Source organism: Bradyrhizobium canariense, assembly GCF_019402665.1.
GTDB lineage: Bacteria > Pseudomonadota > Alphaproteobacteria > Rhizobiales > Xanthobacteraceae > Bradyrhizobium > Bradyrhizobium canariense.
Map to the genome: position 1 here is coordinate 22,946 of NZ_VSST01000015.1, position 19,231 is coordinate 42,176.

General features: G+C 58.8%; 20 protein-coding genes. 4 read left to right on the forward strand and 16 right to left on the reverse strand.

The features are described from left to right. Positions 1–132: 132 nt before the first annotated feature. A complete protein-coding gene (locus FXB41_RS06925; protein WP_219680778.1) occupies positions 133–975 on the forward strand; it encodes a hypothetical protein in 843 nt (280 codons plus the stop codon). Positions 976–1,250: 275 nt separating this feature from the next. Here the strand turns inward: FXB41_RS06925 and FXB41_RS06930 are convergent, their stop codons facing one another. The 4 genes from FXB41_RS06930 to FXB41_RS06940 form a co-directional block, all read right to left on the reverse strand. Then, on the reverse strand, positions 1,251–1,454 hold the full coding sequence (locus FXB41_RS06930; protein WP_219680781.1) for a DUF2934 domain-containing protein: 204 nt from the start codon (positions 1,452–1,454) through the stop codon (positions 1,251–1,253). 89 nt (positions 1,455–1,543) lie between these two features. After that, positions 1,544–1,666 (reverse strand): hypothetical protein, encoded by a 123-nt coding sequence (locus tag FXB41_RS41445; protein WP_283843413.1) that lies wholly within the window; start codon positions 1,664–1,666, stop codon positions 1,544–1,546. A gap of 1 nt (position 1,667) precedes the next feature. Then, positions 1,668–6,533 carry an amino acid adenylation domain-containing protein gene (locus tag FXB41_RS06935; protein ID WP_246648668.1) on the reverse strand — a complete coding sequence of 1,622 codons (4,866 nt, stop codon included), beginning with the start codon at positions 6,531–6,533 and terminating at the stop codon, positions 1,668–1,670. Between the two features lie 513 nt (positions 6,534–7,046). Beyond that, positions 7,047–7,658 (reverse strand): PAS domain-containing protein, encoded by a 612-nt coding sequence (locus tag FXB41_RS06940; protein ID WP_219680784.1) that lies wholly within the window; start codon positions 7,656–7,658, stop codon positions 7,047–7,049. Positions 7,659–8,238: 580 nt separating this feature from the next. Between FXB41_RS06940 and FXB41_RS06945 the strand changes: the two genes are divergently transcribed. The 3 genes from FXB41_RS06945 to FXB41_RS06955 are packed head-to-tail and all read left to right on the forward strand — an operon-like array spanning position 8,239 to position 8,985. Next, entirely contained in the window at positions 8,239–8,502 is a 264-nt protein-coding gene (locus FXB41_RS06945; protein WP_219680787.1) for a hypothetical protein, read from the forward strand. A gap of 25 nt (positions 8,503–8,527) precedes the next feature. Beyond that, positions 8,528–8,761, forward strand: a complete 234-nt coding sequence (locus FXB41_RS06950) for a hypothetical protein (RefSeq protein ID WP_311985803.1) — start codon at positions 8,528–8,530, stop codon at positions 8,759–8,761. A gap of 2 nt (positions 8,762–8,763) precedes the next feature. Then, positions 8,764–8,985, forward strand: coding sequence for a hypothetical protein (locus FXB41_RS06955; RefSeq protein ID WP_219680789.1), 222 nt, complete (start codon positions 8,764–8,766; stop codon positions 8,983–8,985). 160 nt (positions 8,986–9,145) lie between these two features. On the opposite strand, the gene FXB41_RS06960 is transcribed toward FXB41_RS06955, so the two are convergent. The 12 genes from FXB41_RS06960 to FXB41_RS07015 all read right to left on the reverse strand — a co-directional run bounded on the left by FXB41_RS06960 (position 9,146) and on the right by FXB41_RS07015 (position 18,505). Further along, on the reverse strand, positions 9,146–9,550 hold the full coding sequence (locus tag FXB41_RS06960; protein WP_219680791.1) for a hypothetical protein: 405 nt from the start codon (positions 9,548–9,550) through the stop codon (positions 9,146–9,148). A 693-nt stretch (positions 9,551–10,243) separates the two neighbouring features. Beyond that, positions 10,244–10,666: a hypothetical protein gene (locus FXB41_RS06965; protein WP_219680795.1), complete on the reverse strand. Its 423-nt coding sequence runs from the start codon at positions 10,664–10,666 to the stop codon at positions 10,244–10,246. 17 nt (positions 10,667–10,683) lie between these two features. Next, positions 10,684–10,905, reverse strand: a complete 222-nt coding sequence (locus FXB41_RS06970) for a hypothetical protein (protein WP_219680799.1) — start codon at positions 10,903–10,905, stop codon at positions 10,684–10,686. A gap of 211 nt (positions 10,906–11,116) precedes the next feature. Beyond that, positions 11,117–11,287 (reverse strand): hypothetical protein, encoded by a 171-nt coding sequence (locus FXB41_RS06975; protein ID WP_219680802.1) that lies wholly within the window; start codon positions 11,285–11,287, stop codon positions 11,117–11,119. Between the two features lie 929 nt (positions 11,288–12,216). Next, the gene (locus tag FXB41_RS06980; RefSeq protein ID WP_219680806.1) at positions 12,217–12,552 is read right to left on the reverse strand and encodes a hypothetical protein; all 336 of its coding nucleotides are present in this window, start codon (positions 12,550–12,552) and stop codon (positions 12,217–12,219) included. 79 nt (positions 12,553–12,631) lie between these two features. Then, positions 12,632–12,994: a hypothetical protein gene (locus FXB41_RS06985; RefSeq protein WP_219680809.1), complete on the reverse strand. Its 363-nt coding sequence runs from the start codon at positions 12,992–12,994 to the stop codon at positions 12,632–12,634. Positions 12,995–13,131: 137 nt separating this feature from the next. Next, positions 13,132–13,566 (reverse strand): ASCH domain-containing protein, encoded by a 435-nt coding sequence (locus FXB41_RS06990; RefSeq protein ID WP_219680812.1) that lies wholly within the window; start codon positions 13,564–13,566, stop codon positions 13,132–13,134. Between the two features lie 121 nt (positions 13,567–13,687). Continuing rightward, a complete protein-coding gene (locus FXB41_RS06995; protein WP_219680816.1) occupies positions 13,688–14,644 on the reverse strand; it encodes a hypothetical protein in 957 nt (318 codons plus the stop codon). Next, entirely contained in the window at positions 14,641–15,315 is a 675-nt protein-coding gene (locus FXB41_RS42225; RefSeq protein WP_219680818.1) for a Fe(II)-2OG oxygenase family protein, read from the reverse strand. Before FXB41_RS42225 ends, FXB41_RS06995 begins: the two co-directional genes overlap by 4 nt. A gap of 590 nt (positions 15,316–15,905) precedes the next feature. Beyond that, on the reverse strand, positions 15,906–16,763 hold the full coding sequence (locus tag FXB41_RS07005; RefSeq protein ID WP_219680822.1) for a DUF3800 domain-containing protein: 858 nt from the start codon (positions 16,761–16,763) through the stop codon (positions 15,906–15,908). A gap of 861 nt (positions 16,764–17,624) precedes the next feature. Continuing rightward, complete coding sequence (locus FXB41_RS07010; RefSeq protein WP_219680825.1) at positions 17,625–17,951, reverse strand: hypothetical protein; 327 nt, start codon at positions 17,949–17,951, stop codon at positions 17,625–17,627. 206 nt (positions 17,952–18,157) lie between these two features. Then, complete coding sequence (locus tag FXB41_RS07015) at positions 18,158–18,505, reverse strand: helix-turn-helix domain-containing protein (protein ID WP_219680828.1); 348 nt, start codon at positions 18,503–18,505, stop codon at positions 18,158–18,160. Between the last annotated feature and the right edge of the window lie 726 nt (positions 18,506–19,231).

A 19,231-nucleotide genomic window follows, 5' to 3' on the forward strand; every position in this document is an offset into this window, starting at 1 on the left:
CGGAACAGATGAAGGCCTTCCCTGTCCGGTCTGCTGCGGCGACCCTAACAAGCACGAGCGCCTGCGCGGTGTCTGCCAAAACTGCGAAGGCGTCGGCACGATCGATAAGCCGTAAGCGACGTGACATCGAGGATGACTTGGTACAACTACACGCCACTTGCTCCTTTAATCGAATGGTATCGCGATGACGGATCGCGTGACCTACTGTTTCGGGAGTGCACGATCGACGGCACAACGTATCGGGTCGCAGTCGTTGGTGAGATACATGCGCCTGAAATCATCAGGGTCGAAACCGTCGATAGTGACGGTAATCTGACGCCAGAGCAAGGCCGGATCGTCGGTCAATTGATCGACCATGTAATCACCGTCTTGCGTCTAACGACGCCGCTTCACATCGAAAAACTATGGTTCGGCCGCGATACCATCAGTTTTGGCTCGCATGGAGATGCGGCGGGCAAACCGCACTTCGGCGTCAGCATCTCTGAGCATTTTGCACACCTCCGACCAGACTGGACCAATACGGCCGCGGTGTTCGATCGAACCTACAACGAGCGTGCGTTTTTCAAACTGCTGGCTGATGTTGCGCAGCCTAACCTTCCGCTGCAATACAGGTTTTTGTCGCTGTATAAAGTGATCGAACACGAATTTCGCGAAGGAAAAAAGTGGCCCCGCCTTCAGAATTTCGTCAGTCCGTGGGAGGCTGAGTTTCGAGCGCTGGGCGTCTCCGGTCAGAGCCTGCCGAACTTCCTGCACAGCCTCCGGGACAAATGCGCTCACATCAAGGTCGGCAACGAACTTGGCATCACGGGATTGAGCACAGCCGACGCAGACCTAGTCGGAGCGGTTATGCCGATCTTAGAGAAGGTCGTGGTTAGTCAGTTAGCAGAGCAATACCCGTCGCTTCGTTTTGAAGCGCATTCCGCTTCGAGCGGCTTGCAACGCATTCCCCAGCCTGGCGTTGGATCGGACGCCTGACGCCGGCGCAGCGCGCGAAGCTGATCGCGAAGCGTAAGGCGGCTTATGAAGCTGTGCATCCGGAGATGAAGCACGGCGCGACCGGGCGCGGCCGAAAGAGTTCTCAAGTTGAGAAGTCTGACCGCTTCGCCGTCGACACGGCCGCTAAGGCCGGCCGGTCCGTTGCGTCCGTCGCCCGCCACGCGACCCGCGCCAAGGCGCTAGGCGCCGACCTTGACCGGATCTCGGCACCTCGCTCGACACCGATTGGCGCGGCTGGCAAGGCCGCAGGCGTCTTACGCGGCGCGCTTCTTTCGCGACTTGCCCGACTTCGTCTTGGTCGCGACTGCTGGCGTCACCCGCGCGACGGCGCCGAGCGATGACGCGAGCACCTCGCGCTGCGCTGTGAGCCAGTGTGCTTCGGCTTGTCCGTGCGAGTAGCCGCTCTGTACCCAAAGCTGGTAAGCGCGCTCGCGGATATTTTGCTCAAGGTCGGACATTGAAGATGCTCCCGAAAAATAACCCGCGGGACACTGCCGTTCTCAAGTTATCAAACTCTAAACGATACGGATGGAACTTCAGTGGCCGGTCAGAACACGTTCGCGAGCCGGTCCAGCAGCTCTTCCCAGTCGCCGGGCTCGTACACGACCAGATTGAAGTCGCCAACCTTCGACCATCGTATCGCAAGCACCTGCCGGCGGCCTCTGCTCATTTCAGCGCAGTAGCTCTGGTAGATCATAGAGAAGCTTGAGAGCCTCCGGCCAGCCAATATCTGAGAAAAGCCGAAGTATCTGAACGAGACGAGCGCGCCTCGCGTCGTCCTCAAACATTGAGCGATGATCGGCGATGTAGCGCGTGATCATACGCACGATGACGGGCGCGGCGAGACCCTCGTAGTGATAGCCTTCGCGCGCGCCCGCACCGACCAATAGCGCATGCAACGCGTCAAATACCTTAGAGGGATCGCCGGGGATAAGGAATTCGTAGAGTTCGACCAGATGATGATGTGTCGCTGGCTCGTGTGAGTTGGCGAGCAGACGCAGTATCTCGTCGTAGTCCATCAAGAACTGGCGCATCGCCTCTGAACTACCCAATCCAACAGCTTCTCCGCCCTGACTGTCCGCGTACGCACCAGATCCAAAATAGAGCTGGTTGGTGAGAAAGCTAACGATGCCCTCGGCCGCGCGATAGCGCTCAGCCGCCTCGTCACGTGTTTCATGACCGAACTCACTCGAGGTTGCGGTGGCATGGCTTTGAGCCGCCAAAGCCGAGCATGCTTGCAAAATTATAGTTGCGGCACGTTGGGCTCGGTCAGCAAGAGCTCGATCGTCATCAGTCATTGACGTATAGCGGGCAAAGAAAGCTGCGCGCAGTGGCGAAAGGAAGGAAGTCAGAAGGTCTTGATGTTTGGCGGGATCGCTCGACCAGCTGGTTAGCCAACCAAGTGCCTTAGGGCGCTCTTGCCGGACCCACAGCTGGGCACCAAGATGACCTAGTGCTTGTAAGACGTGATCTCGCTTTTCTGCTCTCTTAAGCTCGTTCGAGGACAGTCGGCCCATCACAGTCTCAATTATAGCCTCGCAGCGATCAACCTCATGCCATGTAAATCTTGCTAGGACCCCGCTGAGGAAAGCCCCGAGCACCTCCTCTTGTTGCTCATTGTTTGCGACCGAGCTCGCAAGACGCCACATGCGCTCGGGCGCGACCTGATAGAGAACCTGCAGGGCTTGCGCAGCCTGCAACCGCACCTGTGGGACTGGATCGACCAATATTCTATCGAACATCTCGACAATCTCGTGATGTTCAGCGCCAAATCGTGCGGCCAGACGCACATAAGCCTCCGCGGCATATACGCGGACGTCCCAATTGCCCCAGCTCAGATTTGTGTCGTCTTCATTTGGTTCAGGGAAGCGGCTTGTCCACAGTCGGCGCAGGACTGTGAGCAGCGCTTCAACCGTCGGCATGCTCGATGCGCCGGGCACGTAGGCAGCACTGCTGGCGAGGCGTTCCACTGCGTTGCTTATATGTCCCCAAACTGGACGTCCGACGCGCTCGTCAAGCTCGTCAGCATGAGCATCGAATAGCGTGATCGTTGCATCGCTGGCTGACCATAGCGCCGCTAACTTGTCCGCATCGCTATCCGACGGTGTTGCCTGGACAAGCTCGTATAGAGCCTCGGATTGTGTCACCGTCCGAGCATTGACACCCTCGTCTACATTGATGCCCTCGCTAGATAGGAGGCTCCTTGTCAGTCCTCGGGTGGATCCCCAGCTCGTCATCATCGAGCGCAGCGGCGGATTTCCACCAAGTTCATTCGCAGCTGCGAGGTCAGCGCGTAGCGCGCGCATTGCGTCCGTCGCCAGCGCGGCTTCGTCGACTGTTGAGAGCACCCGCGTAAGCGTACGCCGCCACCAGCGCTGCTCGCGCTCGTCGCTGAACAAATCGGGCTTTAAAGCTTCAATCTCGAACGCTCTGCGCTCGTCCACCGAGCGCTCGGCATAAGCCGCGGCCAAGAAGCGGACGGCGTCACGGATAGTGTCTTCATGAGCAAGAAGGCCAGGATTGGTCGCGTAGGGCCAAAGGAGGTCGACAACTTCAGCTACGCGCCCCGCACCAACGCCAAGTATTCGCGCCCACACTGCGGGGCTTGAATAGCCTGAGGCAGCAGCCTCGATACTTTCGGCGAACGCGGCAACTGAGCAGCCGCGCGGGAAGGTCACATAATGAGTGAGAACATCATAGTCCTGATCGGCGCGATACCTGCCAGGATCGTTCCAGTCGTTGAAGCTGTGCTCCCTTCCAACGAGGTCAAACGTCTGACGGCCTGTTACCGATACGCGCTTGCGACTATCGCCGCTCGCGGTTCCACGATCCGCCTCGCCAATCGCCGCCTCGATCACAGCCCTTGTGCCCCACTTAGCAGAGAGCCCGAGCAAATGCCTGATTTGGCTCACCAAGCGGTACCGGCAACCGCGATAATCCTGATGACGGTTTGAGGACAGCGGCATGATGCGGCTAGGCTGCCCGCCCATGAATGACCTGCTGTCGTCGGTGATGTCGCGCGAATAGAGCACGTGGAAGATTTCGACCGCGAACTCAAGATCGGTTCGGGCAATCGGCATGATCTGCTCGGCGAGCCATGGCGCCTCCTTGTCGGCGTGCTCGGAGAAGTGTGGATCACGGAGCACGCGATCCAAGAGCGCGCGCGACGCTAATGGATCGGATGCGAAACTTTTTCCGACAAAGCGGATCGCGTTGGTGGTGATAATTTGCATCTGAGGATCTGCGGCCCAAGCCAGCGTTAGTAACGAGCGCGCCGCTCGACCAAAAACACCAAGCAACACCGGTTGTGCTAAATCCCCCAAATTGAACAGTGTCATAAGCAAAGAATGTGAAGCATCGGACAGCGCGCGCGATCCAACGGTTGCCGCGGCTTCAGCAATCGTTGCCCAGGCTATGGCTTCATCGGGCGCGGCTGCCCCCTTTGCATCGGCTGTGAGCCCGACAAAGCGGGCGAGCCTAGATAGCATCGTGGCAAGCGGCTCTTCGCGTCCGCGCTCGGCAAGTAGTCCTGCGAGGCCCGCGATGTCAGATATATTCTCGACGCGCTCAATAGCTGTGCGAAGTCCAACGTTCGCCAGAACGGGATCGACATCCGCTTTCGAGTAAACGTCTGCGATAAAGTGCCACACAGCCGATTTACCGTCACCATCCGAGCGCCAGAGCCGCTCAACCGCAAACCGGAGCGCAGGCGCAAGCATTAGTGCTATCGAGCTGTCGCCGCCGAGTTGTTCAATCAGCCTCGATGGGTCATCCCAATCGAGGAAGAAGCGCCCAGCAAGGTGATCGAAAAGCACGTGATGGGAGAAGCTAACTAGGTCGCCTGCATCGCTGAGCACACCAGAGCGAATAACGTCATCTAGACGTTCATGTGCGATAACGACTTTTCGGATGGCCAATCGCCGTCTCCTGACCATCTCGTTTACGGTCGCGGCTGCAGCCTGTTGAACCGATGTTCCGACAAGGCGGCGATCTTCATAGGCGTCGATCAAGTCCGACTGGGTAGAAACAGTGCGAATGCTTTCAGGCGTTGCTCCGTCGGTTATCAGCTGCGCAGCGAGGGAGAGGTTAAACACATTGCGCAGCAAGTCTCGCAGCATGCCGGGAGCAGCAATGAGCAAATCGTCAAGCGCAGGAGCGTGCCTGCCAGCGGCTGTTAAATCAGCATCGGTTAATCGCGGAATTTGAAAATGGCGGACCGTGGGAAGCAAAGGGTCCGAAAACGCAGGGTCAACCGGCGATCCCGACATCGCGTCGCGAAAACGCCGTCCATTCCTCAGATCGAAGGTCCGGATCGAAGCCGCGATCGTCCAGCCTGCCTCTGCCAACACGCTCGCCTGCTCGATTAGCTGAGTAAAAACGCCCTCAGCGGGACCTCCCCGCGCCGCATCGAGCGCATCGACCACGAGCAGCTTAGGTTTCGCGCCCGGCGCTGCTGCGAGCACCTCTACCAAGGGATGTTCGAGGTGAAGCTCGGATTGCAGATCGGAGGCTACCCCGACGCCAGGAAAGCGATCCACCGAGAGGAACACGACCACTTGTCCAGCGTCGCGGCGCGCCCGCGCAAGCGCGACAAGAGCACCGGTCTTACCCGCGCCTGGTTCGCCGACAACGATCAGAGATCCGCTGGCGATGGCGGCAGCGAGCGGGGCATCACTTTCCCGCGGAATAGGAATGCCACCCACGATCGGCAGATGGGTATGAACGGCCAGCCGTCCCAATTCGGCGTCGCTTGCGACGGCTAAGCGGCCGAGGTCCGCATCATAATCAGGTGCGCCGACATCGTTGTGCTCGCGTGTACGCAGACCGCGCAGTAGGCCTGTGCGATTTGCTGGCGCCCCGCTTCCGATCAGATCGCGAACGATGCTCTTGAGATCACGTAAGGGTGCGTCGCCTGCGCCGTCGGAGCCGTAGAGGCGGGCTCCCATGATGCGCGATGCTTCGCGCCAATTATCGTCGCCCTCGTCCATCGAAAAACGCGTGATCCTAAATAGTCGCGCCATAAGGACCAGCTCATCTTCGGTCAGCGGTAGCGTGGAATGATTAGACCAAGCGGCGCGAGCGTGTTGCTCGAACAGATCGAGCGCATCGCGTTGCGCCCTAGACCGCTGAGCTTTCGTGCTGGCCCAAGCGCCGCCCATGTCAAATGCACGACAGGCTTTCTCGAGATCGTCTAACGAACGCGGCGCAGCGACGCCAACCGAGAGCACAGCCCGTACCTTTGTAGGATCCAAGACTTTACCCGCACTCTGTGAGGCGCTCACAAGCCTTACCAGTTGCGTGATTGTCTTGCCGAGCGGACTAGACGGTTTAGGTGAAAGGCCCGCTGTTGTCTTGCTCTGCAGATCAATCCAAGAGCCGTCGTCTAAGATGATGTGGGTGTCATCCAGGCTCTCATCCGTTTCGAGCCGCATTTCGATAGGCAGCGCAGTATTCATAAGGCCAAACCGACCACCGATCGGCAATCGTGCAAGAAGATGCGCAGCCGCCCAGGTGGCGACCCCGGCTTGAAAGTCCATGCCCGCCTCGGTCGCGCGACCTCCGGCATGCCTCTTTGCGGATTTAGGCACTTGAAAACCTGCGGTTGATGACAAGTTGGAACAACTAGCACGCGGCGATCGGTGCAGTCGCCTCTGCTTGCGTAGTCCTTACGGCATGATTTGATTTTTCCACACCCGCTGCGTTCGTTAGGTAGGCAGTTGCTGTCCCACAACCGCTTGATATGCTCGCTTTTGACGGCCCGCGCAGCCGAAGGGAAGATTGGACGACGGCTTAAGGGCCACGGAAAAGCGAAACTTCACGCTGGCAGACACCGCAGCAAGTCCAAAGTCTACCCGTCGAAATGGCGGCACACGGCCACAATGCGTTCTGTCAAGCCAGAACGTCGGGAAAAGACTTTCCGAAGAAGGGCAACTTGTTTCCAAAAAGAGGAACGGACTGCGGACGAAAGACGAACCGAGAGGTCAATCTCAAGGCGATGCAGGTCATGCTCACCACTCCCGAGGACGGGACGTCTCATTGAGATTAGGCGCTCAATCGAACACTAGGTCGTCAGCTATCGTTATCGCTCCCGTTCGCATCGGCAGTCTATGAGAAAGCTCTCGGTCAATGACCGCGCGTACAGCCGGTGCCGTTACTAGGTCGGTGCGCGTCATCAAGTCCCGGATTTCGAACCGGCCGTCGATGCTAATCGTCTTCAGAGAGGCGATTATTTCGGTGACCTCGCTCCCGGCTCCGAATGGCAGGAGCAGCCGCTCATATTCCACCTTGTGCCCGGCAGCGTCCTCAAGTTCCGACACCGTGTAGACTGGGCATCGTCGTGCGACGCAGAGATGGTAGACCGGCATGACAGAAGGGGCCAATCGGGGGCCCACATATTCGTCCAGCCGGCGCCCCTTGCCGGTTTTGCCGTACGCGGCGGACATTCGGGTGCCTTCGCTTTCTATCGTGAGAACTGGCGGCCACTGGGCGGTATCGATGACGTAATAAACGAGATCGTCTGCTTCTTCCGCAAGGCGGCCCGGCACATATTCTGAGACGGCGGGGAGGCTGCCGTCGCGCGCATAGAGCCGAAGCCAGGTGTTTAGTAGATCGCGTTGGCGGATCGCCCTCACGACCGCGGGCGCTGCGCTCTGAAAGTCCATAGCTAAGACGCCTCAAAGGTTGCGACGCAGCAGGCTAGGGCCCCTCGGCTGAAGGCCCGTTAACATCTGATCTCTTCAACAACTGAGCAAAGAGCTGCCCACTTGTTCTACTCGCTCGACCCTGCTGCCTTTGAAACCGATGCAAGCGAGCGTAAACCGCTTGCCGAGTTCGGCCCAGCCGCTCGGCAGCCAAGTCAGCTGTCGCCCCTGCGTCGACTAGTAAGAGCAACTCCGCTTCTTCGGCGGGCGACCATGGGCGCGTCACGGAACGATTGTTCGTCATTCGCGAGCCTGCAAAGCTCAAAGGCGCGGCGGCGCTGGCCGCCGCGGTTTGTCAGGAATTCGGTTTGGTCGTTCGAGCCGCGTAGGTGCCGGCAGGCGGCTGGGCTCCGGCAATCGATTATCGCGCACCATCCACGCCGCTAAGCGAGCATAGCTTCGCCTAAGGGCGGGAACGAACCAACCAGATGCGTCCTCGTGATCCATGCCGCTGGACAATACTTATGAACCATTTAGAAAAGATTGCCGTTTGTTCCCGATCCGTAACTGATCGTAAACCATGCGATGGCAACAAACGACCATGGAAGCCGAACACCCGCTTGAAACGATAGGTCAAGACATCGGTCATCAGGAAAGGCGCAGGCCGTTTTTCAATCAGCATCACCGGCAAATGCTCGATCTTCTTCGTGACCGCGATTGGGTGTCTTCTTTGAAGCTTGCCGATCACCCCGGAACAAAGCTCGTCCTTCTACGAAACGGATGGATGGAGCGACGCTCAACCGGCGAAGGTCTCGAATATCGTTTGACGGAAGCCGGCCTGACCGAACTTAGCCGCCCCCGATAGGCGCAACCGGTGGGAGACGACGAACGTGTCACAGGCGATGGAATTGATCGTCGCTAGCTACGTCAAGGTGCGGGACCGTCGCGCGCTGACGGAGTTGCTGGCGCATCGGCGGAAGGTGCTCGCTGAACTGCAAGCTGAAGCAGGCATCAACCCCGAAAGCGCAATCAGGGCGATCCAAGACGAAATGGCTGTGATCGAAGCCGGCCTCGAAGAACTTAAACCTCCGCCCGGTTCGGTGCCTGAGAACGAGTGGAGCTAGCGATGCGCGTTAACAAGATCAACTGGGACAAAATCGGACGGGTGACCGAGCCGGGTCGATATAAGTGCTTTTTCGGATATCTCACCGTCACGTTTGACGACCTCGATGTGTGGGCACGCTATCCGGACGCGACGTTTACTTTGGTCGCGAAAACGGCCGGTGAACAGTCAGTTGGCGAAGAATATCGCCTGGGCGCGTTCGACATCGGAAATCCTGAACAGTAGGATGGCACGCGATCGCCACCTGCGACACTGCCTCTATCGGCGCGGTCTCCAATAGGATCGCGTTCGGCGCTACCTCGCGGATCGTGAACGGAACGGCTAGCGGTCGAGAACCTGAGGCATTGGCCCGGACCCATCGTGATCTGTGGCTGCGCTAGCCCCTCTATTCAGACCGCTTTGCCACTTCGGCTGCGAGCAAATCCCGCTCTTGCAAATGAGCCTTCTGGGTCTCAATCAGCGCATCGAGGATGGAAAACGCGAGAGCGAGATCGCGTCCCTCGCGCTTGAGGTGGGCGATGACCCTCTCTTGCTGACTGATGAGTTGCTCGCCTTCGCGAAGATAGCGTTCGGCGACGATCAGACGCGCGCCCAAACTCGATAGCCGCCGCTCCTGCCTCCGCTCCGGCTCAAAGCGGGCGAGACGCCGAGGACCGCACCAAACCTCGACTGGGTCGTTCGCCACCGCGGCAGAGCCCAGCTGTAGGGCCTCTTCGGCGTTATTGCAGTCGATTTCGTGCGCCTTCAGCGTGCTACCGCAGTCGTCGAGCGTGAAGATATAGCAGCGCATCAAAGTTTCGCAGCTCTTGTTCAGTCAGGAATTCCGACGAAGACCCAGACGTTCCTTCATTGGACATTCACTGGCTCAGTACCTTCAGACCTTCCGTCGCGGCTTCTTGGTTCCTGAATTAACTTCCAGCGAGGGCATCAAGCTTAATCCGCGGTTTCGATTGCACCGGGGCTGCTGAGCGCTAGCCTCTCTGCACCGGACATTGCACCCGTCCGGGTTCACCATGGCGAGGTCGTCGCGCCAAGATATTCGGCGCGGCGGCCTTGTTTCCCCGCCGCAACGCTATGAGCTTCATTTGGCAAATAAGCCCGACGGTGACCCGTTCGATCTGGTTGAGATACGACGCCAGATCACGAACTTGCGCTCGCAACACTCTGACAATCTTCTCGTCACATCGCGATTGAACCGCTTCCTCGTGAAGATTGCTTTTCTCTCAGAGCCAAAAGATGCGGCGCACGCTCTACATCTTCGGTCTGAATTTGCTCGGATGCTGCGAACTGTTGACGAAATCATCTCACGAGGCCGATCCACGAAGCCGCGGCCCAAGTAACACTAACGCACGGACGTTCTTGCGCCGATCCGGCCCTGCGCAGATGCTGGATGCAGTCGCGAAGTCGTCCTCGTTTCGCGTATCGGCGCCTTCGCGGCGAGGGGTCGCCGTCCCCCCGGTCGGCGGCCCCGCCCATGGGCGACCTAGTAAGCACGCCGCACTACCCGGGGCAGAGATGGCAGTCTCGGAGTAAACCGGTGGGCAAGCGCGAGCACTGCAGCTTCGTCGGTTTCGAGCGCGATCTTCTGGGCGAGCATCACATCGCCAGCCGCCAGAGGACGTTCGGGAACGAAACACCAGCCGATCGCGGGCTGCCCTGATGCGTCGAGCTCTACAACATTGCTCAGGGTACCATATTGAACTCGATATCGTCTGCCCGTGTGAGAACCGGTGACTTCGAAATAGTTGTTGGCATCGAATTGCGCGCGCTGCTCTGGAGATAACCAATCCCGCAGCAGACGCCGCGAACGCGCTTCCGGGCCATTTTGCTCGGTGAAGCTCCGATAAAGCTCACGGAGGGCACGGAAGCGCGTTCTGTTAGCGTCGCTGCGTCTGAACGGAAACATTGCCGTATCGCGATAGCTTAGCCGCCGACGAGACGCGGATAGAATAGTGTCTCATCCGCGGTGGGATCAAACGACCGTGTGACCTTCAGTTCACTGCCCGCCTTTCGCGTCGCGGCAGTAAACCCCTGATCAGTGAGTTGCTTAAAACGCCGTTCAGCCTCGGCGAGCCCCTTCGGATCAGTTTGCTCAAAGAAATGTCTGCTGTCGCCTGTGTGGTCCATCACAATCTGGGTAGCCATGGAAGAGAACTCCGCAATGTCTAGGGCTCTGATGAAGGAAAGAAACCTCGCTGCACTAAAAAGTGTTCCTAAGTTCGGCATGACTGGCAGTTCTTCTGGCGACGCTCGAACTAATACCTGATCGGCCGCCACCTAGCGCCGCACGGATCGGCGCGGTCCATCGGCCGCGACCCGACCCGTGCCAAGGCGCAAGGCGCCGATCTCGACCGTTTCACGACGTCGCGTACCAGCCGTCAGGAAATGAAATGAGCGGCCAGTGCGTGTTTTCGGCGTTGTCGTTCGCGGCGGCGGGTTTACTCGCAGTTGTAATATCGGAGGGGCAGTCCTCCACCTCAGCATCACTCGCCGAGCTGCGCTCGGCGCACCTCAAATCGATCTGCATGAACAAAGCTCCCCACCGGAAGCACGGTTAAATTTGCAGAGTTCAAAAACAGCGATCAAGACATAATCACTCGACAAGATATCGGGCCGCGTTGGCTAGCGATAGGAGCGCGAACCTGACCTAGCCGATAGGATGGTTCTCGTACGCGCAGCCGCGGCCGTGACAATTTGGCCAATCTGCATCAGCCGAAGAACAGACGTCCGAGGAGTTTCATGAAGCTGACGACGAGACCAACAGCAAAGAGCTATGCATAGGTCGACGAGCAAATGCTCGCGATCCTCGTCGCGCATGTGCCACCGCAATCAGCCCTTCAACAGCTTTGCAAACCACCGCCGCAGTACATCATCGTCAGTCAAAGAAGGCCTCAGCGGCACCGGGGGATACGCTGAGGCGGATCAAGTCGCGCTGCCGAGGCTACGCCCCTGACGTGCCTTCGACCTTGTCACTGCCGATCAAGCTGCCTGTTTCCCGTGCTTCCAATGCCATGGTGACCTCCTCCAAGATGATGGTGCCAGAAGCCAATGGAGCGGCAGGGCAGCGGTTCCTCCGGTGCTCGCCGTAATCGACGAAAACCTGATCCGGCGCGACCTGACGCCGGCGCAGCGGCCGAAACTGACCGCGAAGCGGAAGGCGGCATAACATATAGGGCCGTGCATCCTGAAACCCGGAACGGCGCCGCTGGACGGAGCCGCGCTAAGGTTTTCCAAGTTGGGAAAGCTATCGACAGCTTTACGGCCGATACAGCCGCCAGAAGCGGCCGGTCCGTCGCTTCCGTAGCCCGCGACGCGACCCGCGCCAAGGCGCTGGGCCCCGATCTTGATCGCGTCGCCGGGACGTCGCTGGACAAGGGCGCCGAACTGGACGCTCTGGCGGTGATGGCTTGCGACGACAGTCGCCCGCTTAGCGCTCCGAACAGCATTGCTCGGCTGTCAGAACACGTTCGCGAGCCGCTCGAGCAGCTCTCCCCAGTCACCGGGCTCGTACACGACCAGATTGAAGTCGCCGGCATTAGACCATCGTAACTCCAGCACCTTGCGACCGAGGTGACGAACTTGAATGCGGGAGAACTCATAGGGTCGCCCAGGCCTCGACGGGGTGACATACGAGCCGGATAGTCCGCGGCCCTCGAATTCGCGCAGATATTTGTCATCGCCCTCGATGGCAATGGTCCCGACGAGATCATCCTCAAACCGAAGCATGTCGTATGCCAGCCGCCCGAGCTCTTTGGCTCGCTTCAATCTTGCTTGGCGGTCGATCGCTCTCATCGGCAGCTTCTCGTGGATGAGGAGCGGCGGCTCAGCGCCGCCGCTTCATTGGCATGATCTCCTTTTTCGCGTGTCGTCGTCAGTTCGAGCCGTACTTGCGGAGAAGCGCCTTTTCGCCCGAAGGCACAACGAACTTCCATGCCGACGGCAGATCAGCACTGCGCTGCTCGAGGAAGATGAGCACACTGCGCAACAACCGCATCACCCTCCGCTCGGACGCTAGTCGCACCGGTGAAGCTGGCTCTCCCATGGTCGCATCCATCTCGGATAGCGCACATGCGATCTGAAAAGCCGCCCCCGTAATGCTTCGGGGCGAGAGCTGATCGGCGGTCAAGACGAGGTAGTGGAGCTTGTCATAGGTATGGTCATCTTCGTTTTCGAGCCACCGCTTCGCGAGCGCGTCGTACTTCTGAGCAAGGGTCAGGATTGGGCACGTCTGCATGTCGTTTCTCCTCTCGCGCTGTCGCGCTGTTGTTAACGAGAAGAAGCGTAACGGCGTGCCCGGGAATGCCAAGCCGTACAGTTGCATGAACTAAAAATACTACGTTTCGTAGTATCAGCTACGTTTTGTAGAATTTTTCACGCGGCCGGTGTTTCGAGGACGCTATCATTCAACCCGCACAGCTCCATCAGCTCGGCCGGCGCGCTGCGCAGTGACAGCGCACCTTTCCACGGCACGAACGGCAGCGGGCGCGAGTTGGCGAGAACGAAGCCGTAGCAGCCCGGCGCGTACCAGCGGCTTGGATGAGGCCGCGTGCAGTTGATGATCTCGGTGATACCGACGACACCACCGAGCTTCTGGTCGCTCGTAAGACGCACTCCAAAACGTCTCTCGATCTCATCGAGCGAGATATCGTCCGGACGCTGCGAGGCATGGATCAGCACGGGACCGCGATAGCTGGTCGGCCAAGTGCGGTTCTCGACGTCCTTTAGCTCGATTGCTCCGGTCGAGACGTCCGTTCCACCGATGACGATTAAGGAAGCCCATGGCTGTCTGACGCTGATGATCTTCATTGTTCAAGCAGAGTAACGTCCGACCTGGCAAAGCCAACGAGGAAGCCGCACTTCCAACAACAATTCCGACAATTTTTACGTGCAGTGAATGGAATTTACACATTTAAATCGGGAAGATAAATCAAAAGGGCTCATTGTTGTCGGGTTCCCACCCGTCCGCCTCGTCTGCAGGCGCATAGTATTCAGAAGCATCGTACGATGAGGTTTGGACGTAGGTGTCGCCCAGGCCCGCGGCTAGCAGCTGAGAAAGGCCGGCGATCTTCATGCCGCACGCAACACACTCGAACCGATTTGGGAGGTGCCTCTGCTTCTCCGTTATTAGATCGTTCTCGATTGTTTTCTGAGGCGGCGAAATAGACGCACCGACAACAATGGCAACCGATTTGCAAGCCGGGCAACTTACGCGGTGGCCTGTGCGGGGGCTCGCCCAATAGCTCGCAAGGCTAACCAACCTCGCGCGCTCATTCTCGTCCTTTGCCGTCCAAGCCTCTGAATGAGCATGGATGATGCCTTGAACAGCTTTCGCGGCTTCATCCACATAGGCAAGGATGAGTTGTTCAGCGACCTTCGCCTCCGCTTCCCCAAATACAAACGCGAGATCTCTTCCCACCGACGACAGCAAGGTCTTTGCCGTCCTATAAAAGCGTGCGAGCCAGTTTGCGTGGCTTTTTCCATCGAAGGCTATCTCACCAGAGTGCAGTTCCGCGTTTCTTAGCGAAGTATGGGCTTGGCAAAACCCAGCGAGCTCAACATCGAAGTCGCCATCGAGGACACTCAATCGAGAAATAACTTCGCTAGTCGGGATCGATTTTGGAGTGAATTTTTTCACTTTAGGTTGGTAGCCGAGGGCACTTGCGAGATTATTCCAGTCAGCCTTATCCGCCAAGAAGGCGGGGCTATAGTCGGCTAGGGCTCCCCTAAGGAGATACTCGAGCACTAGGCTTGACCAGAGTGCGAAGTGCCAATCATTCCGATCCGCCTTGAGCATCGTTTCGGCATATCTCTGCGCTTTGATTAGCAGCTGGTCTGATGACCAAATATCCGATGCCAGCGGTGCCTCTTTGGCTTCGTCTTTCAATGTAGACTCCTTAGGTATGCCCGCTCGATCAGTCGATCGCCGCAATGCGTAGGCACGGCTGATCTCGCATGAAGCATCCGCCAATTGTCTATGATGAGCGTGTCGTCGGGGGCCGAAAGCGGACAGTGGATTTCTCCCTGGCTGCGGATAGCAGCCTTCACCTTCGCAATGCCCTCGACCGCTGCGTCCGATCCGGGAACAATATAGGTTTCGTCCCATCGAAGGCGCGGAGGCGCGGATTTGCGTGCAGGGAGATATAGAGGCATCAGATGGAGGCGACCAGCCAAAGGCCGACGTGCACGTACCAGCGATCGCGAGAGCAAGTTTGCGCCGCAATGCTCCACGACATTGAAACCGTCGACTAGAATGGTCGGGATCTCATCGTACCCTTTTACGCAGCGCAACCAAAGGTATCGCGGCGGCTCAGGCCAGTGCGCTAGGTCAGTGTGGGCCGGGAAGGCTGCTAGGCCATATCGGCCGCTGTAGGTATTGGGTGTACCCTCGGCACTCGGCTGGATCGTGTGAACACGTGAAGCGGCCTCAAATCTGAGCGCTCCATGCTCGCTCAAAGCTTGGTCTGTGGATAGCTTGGGCATCCAATTGTGCAAAAAGACGAAGCCCGTCCGGCGGACGCGTTCTGCAACGTCGCGCCATTCGTTGTAATCAGCCATATCACCGTCGAACCTTTAACAGTCCCGAGCGAAGAACAGCAATTTTGCAACTGCGGCAACACTTTTGAATGTTGCGGCGCGATATCCGTGAGCTAAAGCTTGATCCTGGCCCTGTGCCGTTACGGCCTCGAGCTGTTGTCGAGCGCCCCTGGCCGGGAGTGCGACGTACGAGTGAGCCTGCTTCCCGAGCTGGAGCCGATGGCGAGCACGTTGGCCCCGCTCGGACAGCAGTAAGCCAGCCGCTCCGGATGGAGATTTGAGCGCGCGGCATCCTCGGCGCCGATTAGCCGTCGCGATCAATCTAGATCGCGGCGACGCCGGCCGCTTGAAAGTGATACTCCGCGAGTTGATCGTCCCGAGATGCGCCCATGCCCAAACCAGTTCATGGCATGATTTCGAGAGACCTTGTCCACCAACCTGTTGGTCTCAGGTATTGCACCACTGCGCTTTCTGCCTACACTCCGCCTCGGCGGGCTACGCCGGAACACCCTCTTGGTGCGAGGTCCAGACCTCTAACCCTTCATCGATACGGCTGTCCTTGGGATGACAGTCTATCCGCTCGGTGCAGATAGGAGGCCGGGGCCCGCCGCTTAAGGCCAGAACTTGTAGCCGAAGTGCTCGAAGATCTGCTTTTGTTGATCGTTTAGATTGGCCTTCGACGGCGGGGTGGGCTGTAGGGCGACGCTGTAGCCGAGATATGTCCCGTTTTCCTTGGCCATGATGGGCATCAGCAGTTTTGCGAACTCGTTGTTCCACCTCGTAGGCGGCAGCGTATCCACTGCTTGGTAGAAGGCGCTCGCGACGATGTCGGCGAGCTGCGCGCCAGCACTGGATCTGTGCGAGACCGGTTCGGCCAGGCGCCAGTCAAGAACCTCCCACATGATCCGGCGTTTGGAGAGCACCAGCGCGCCGCCCTTCGCCTGCATTTTGAGCAGCTCCTGATATGCCGATGTCTGCGCATATGAGTGTCCGCCGCGTTCGCTGTAGACAATTTTCAACAATCGGCCTTTTGCCTTTTCTTCAGCCGCGTGCCGGTAGCAAAAATCAGTGACCCGCTCCAGGAGAAGCCGCAGGCAAAAATTGTAGAACCACTGTTGGGATCGAACCCGTTCCGCCCGCATATTGCGATAGTGGCGCATGTTCTTTTTGTTGGAGGTGAGAACGAACGCTCGCACCGGTAACTTTGCGAGTTCGGTAACGACTATGCGCTTCCGATGATCCGCGAGCGTTCGGTAGTGAAGATCCGTCCGGTTGCGAATACCCGCTTGGTCGAGCATCGATCGGACCCAGCCCACAACATTCGCATCATGCTCCGCGCGTATGACCACCGCGCTGAGGCAGAGCCATTCAGTCCCGCCAACCGGGTCGATCGGGCGAACGGTGTTGAGGCCGGGGTCGCCGGCCTCGTCGATGAACGCGATATAATACGGGGTCGGTAGGGAGGTCATGCATCACAACCATCGCGCGACATGCGACCGCTGTGCAAGGCAAAGGCTGTTGCAATGCACCGAATTATTTCGGGTCGGCACGAAGTTGTCCGCTAGCCGCTCTATGTTGTCGAGCAGTCCGGTAAAGATCTCGTCTGCCACGAGGACCGGCAGCTCACCCGGACCGTTGCCAGTTAGCCCATCGAGGGCGGACGTGCTGCCCGCCCGCAAGAGCGCCACGATCCGGCGCTGGCTCTTCCGCGAGACGGTGCCCAAGATCAGACCGCAAAGCGTGACGAGCGCCGCCTGGACGACTGGATTGAGCCGTTCACGCGAGGCTATCCGGTCATCACTCCGTCTCCGACCGAGCGGATATACGCCGCGGTACAACTGGAGCGCTCCAAGAGCCTTCCGGCACGAGTTCTGTAAGGACGGGTCGCTTCTCCTGCGCGCCGGACTGACTGAGCACATCAAGCGCGGCTTGCGCATCGTAAACCTGATCCCCTTTCCAAGCGAAACCAGGTCCATCATATCGAGGCAGGCGCAGCGAGCTTAGAAATGGATCGACGCGCTCAGCGGGCGCTTCCGGATGATACTCAATTTGGCGAAATCGCCGACGAAGACATTTCACTCTCTCGCCTTGAACCGCTGCCGTCGGAAGCATCCCAAGACCGTTGCTGATCGGTCTGACGGCATCCTGCACCGATACTGGATTTCCCGTCTCAGAGCTGACCCAGAGCTCGATCGTCCTCTCGGACAGATCCTCGCGCGGGCGCATGTCGCGCCATCGCGCAATGGTGTCGACGGTCTTGACCCGATCGATGTCAGGAAGGAGCATCGCATTCAACTTCGCGGTGGCAGCATCGGCTTCGGCGATAGTTGTCAGGAGGACGAGAAGGCGAGGCCAAATTTCCGCTGCTCCTGCTGAAGCAAAGCAGCTACGCGGCGGTTCTCCTGATTTTGCGTTCTGACCTGACTAAGCTGCCGCGTGTGAAGCTCTGCCTCGGTGGCGGCATCCGCTTTTGCGGCAACGGCTAACTTCGTTCGGCGTTCAAGCTCCAGAGCAAGTCGCCTATGCTCGCCGCGCCATTTCTCCCATGCGGCTGGATTTGACGCCGCTGCGATCTCACCCGCGCTGTGGAGATCAAATTGCTCTTGCGCATCGGCAAGGTGCTTGGTCGCCTCTTCTAGTCGAGCTTTTGCAGACATCACTCTGCTCCCTCAGTTCTTCGTTTGTTGATGTTAGCGTTGTCGACGCCGGTCGTTTCAGCCTGCGGAGCCGAAAAGAGCCCCATCGCAAACTGATCATGGTCGAAACCCCGTTGCTCCAAGGAGCTGTAAAGGTGGAGCAAGGCTCGACGATTTGGGGCCTCGAAGCAAAATGGGAAACGCGCGAACCGCGCGCAGCCAACAGCTCAATCGCTCGAAATACTCGTCAGATGGCGGCGCAGTCGCGATTTCGAGACAAACCACCTTTTGCCGATTTGCCTGGCGAAGCCGCGTTCGCCCTCGATCCTGTTGTCGCGGCACCATTTGGACATCGTGGATTTCGCGCGCTTGACCAAATCGGCCGCTTCTCCGGAAGGAATTAGGTCCTTCAAACCTAGGTCGGGCCTCATCGATGCGTCATCGCGCAAGAATTCACGCGCATGCGCCAATATCGCTGCGCGCTCGAGGGCGTGGCGGCTAAAAAGCGCGATCCGCTCCTCGGAATGTTGACGTTCGAGGTCGGCCAAAGCTCCGATATCGGCTTTCTCAGCCATCGAACTGCCCCAAATCAAGCAGCGGAAATGCCTCGCGGCCGGTCAGCGCAAAGAGCTGACGTCGGCGGTGATGACCGACGACCGCTACGTGGCCTCGGTCCACCAATCGCTGAAGAGCGCGCCGTGTGGAATTGAGCTGCGCCCGTGAGCAGGTGGGGGGCCGAGAAGGACAGAAGCGTCCTGCAAAGGCATGTCCTGCAAGTTCCCCGGCTGACAGCCGATCGGCACGGGCAAGGAGAGCGAGTAGCTCACGCCTCAGCGCAAGCGGCCGCCCCGCAAAACCACGTGTCTGTGGGTGCCGAGCCTTAGCCATGGGCACCCCGGGAGAAAACTAAACCGGAATTCTCGGTCTCCGAGATACGGTGATTTACCGGGCCCATCGCGCTCGCATGGCTGCCGGGTGGCGAAAGATACTTAGGCGAAAACGCCGCGAGAGTGCGGCGCGGTCGCGCTGGCGAGCTTGCTGGCGGCTGTCTGCCAGTCCGCTCGCGAAAAGAGCGGCGAGAAAAACACCGCCACCAGCGAGCGGTACAGGCGTGGGCGCCCGATTGATTAGAGCGGCGTCTGTGGCGGTTCGTCCTGTCCGCGTCTGCATGACGCGATGCCCCGACCAGCGGCTCAGCGCCGCGCGCACGCTGACGCGCGCTCGCTCTTACCTCGATAGTCTGAGCGGCCCTGTGAAGGTGACGCAAGGTTGTGCGGTAAACGCAGCATCCCCGGGCATCG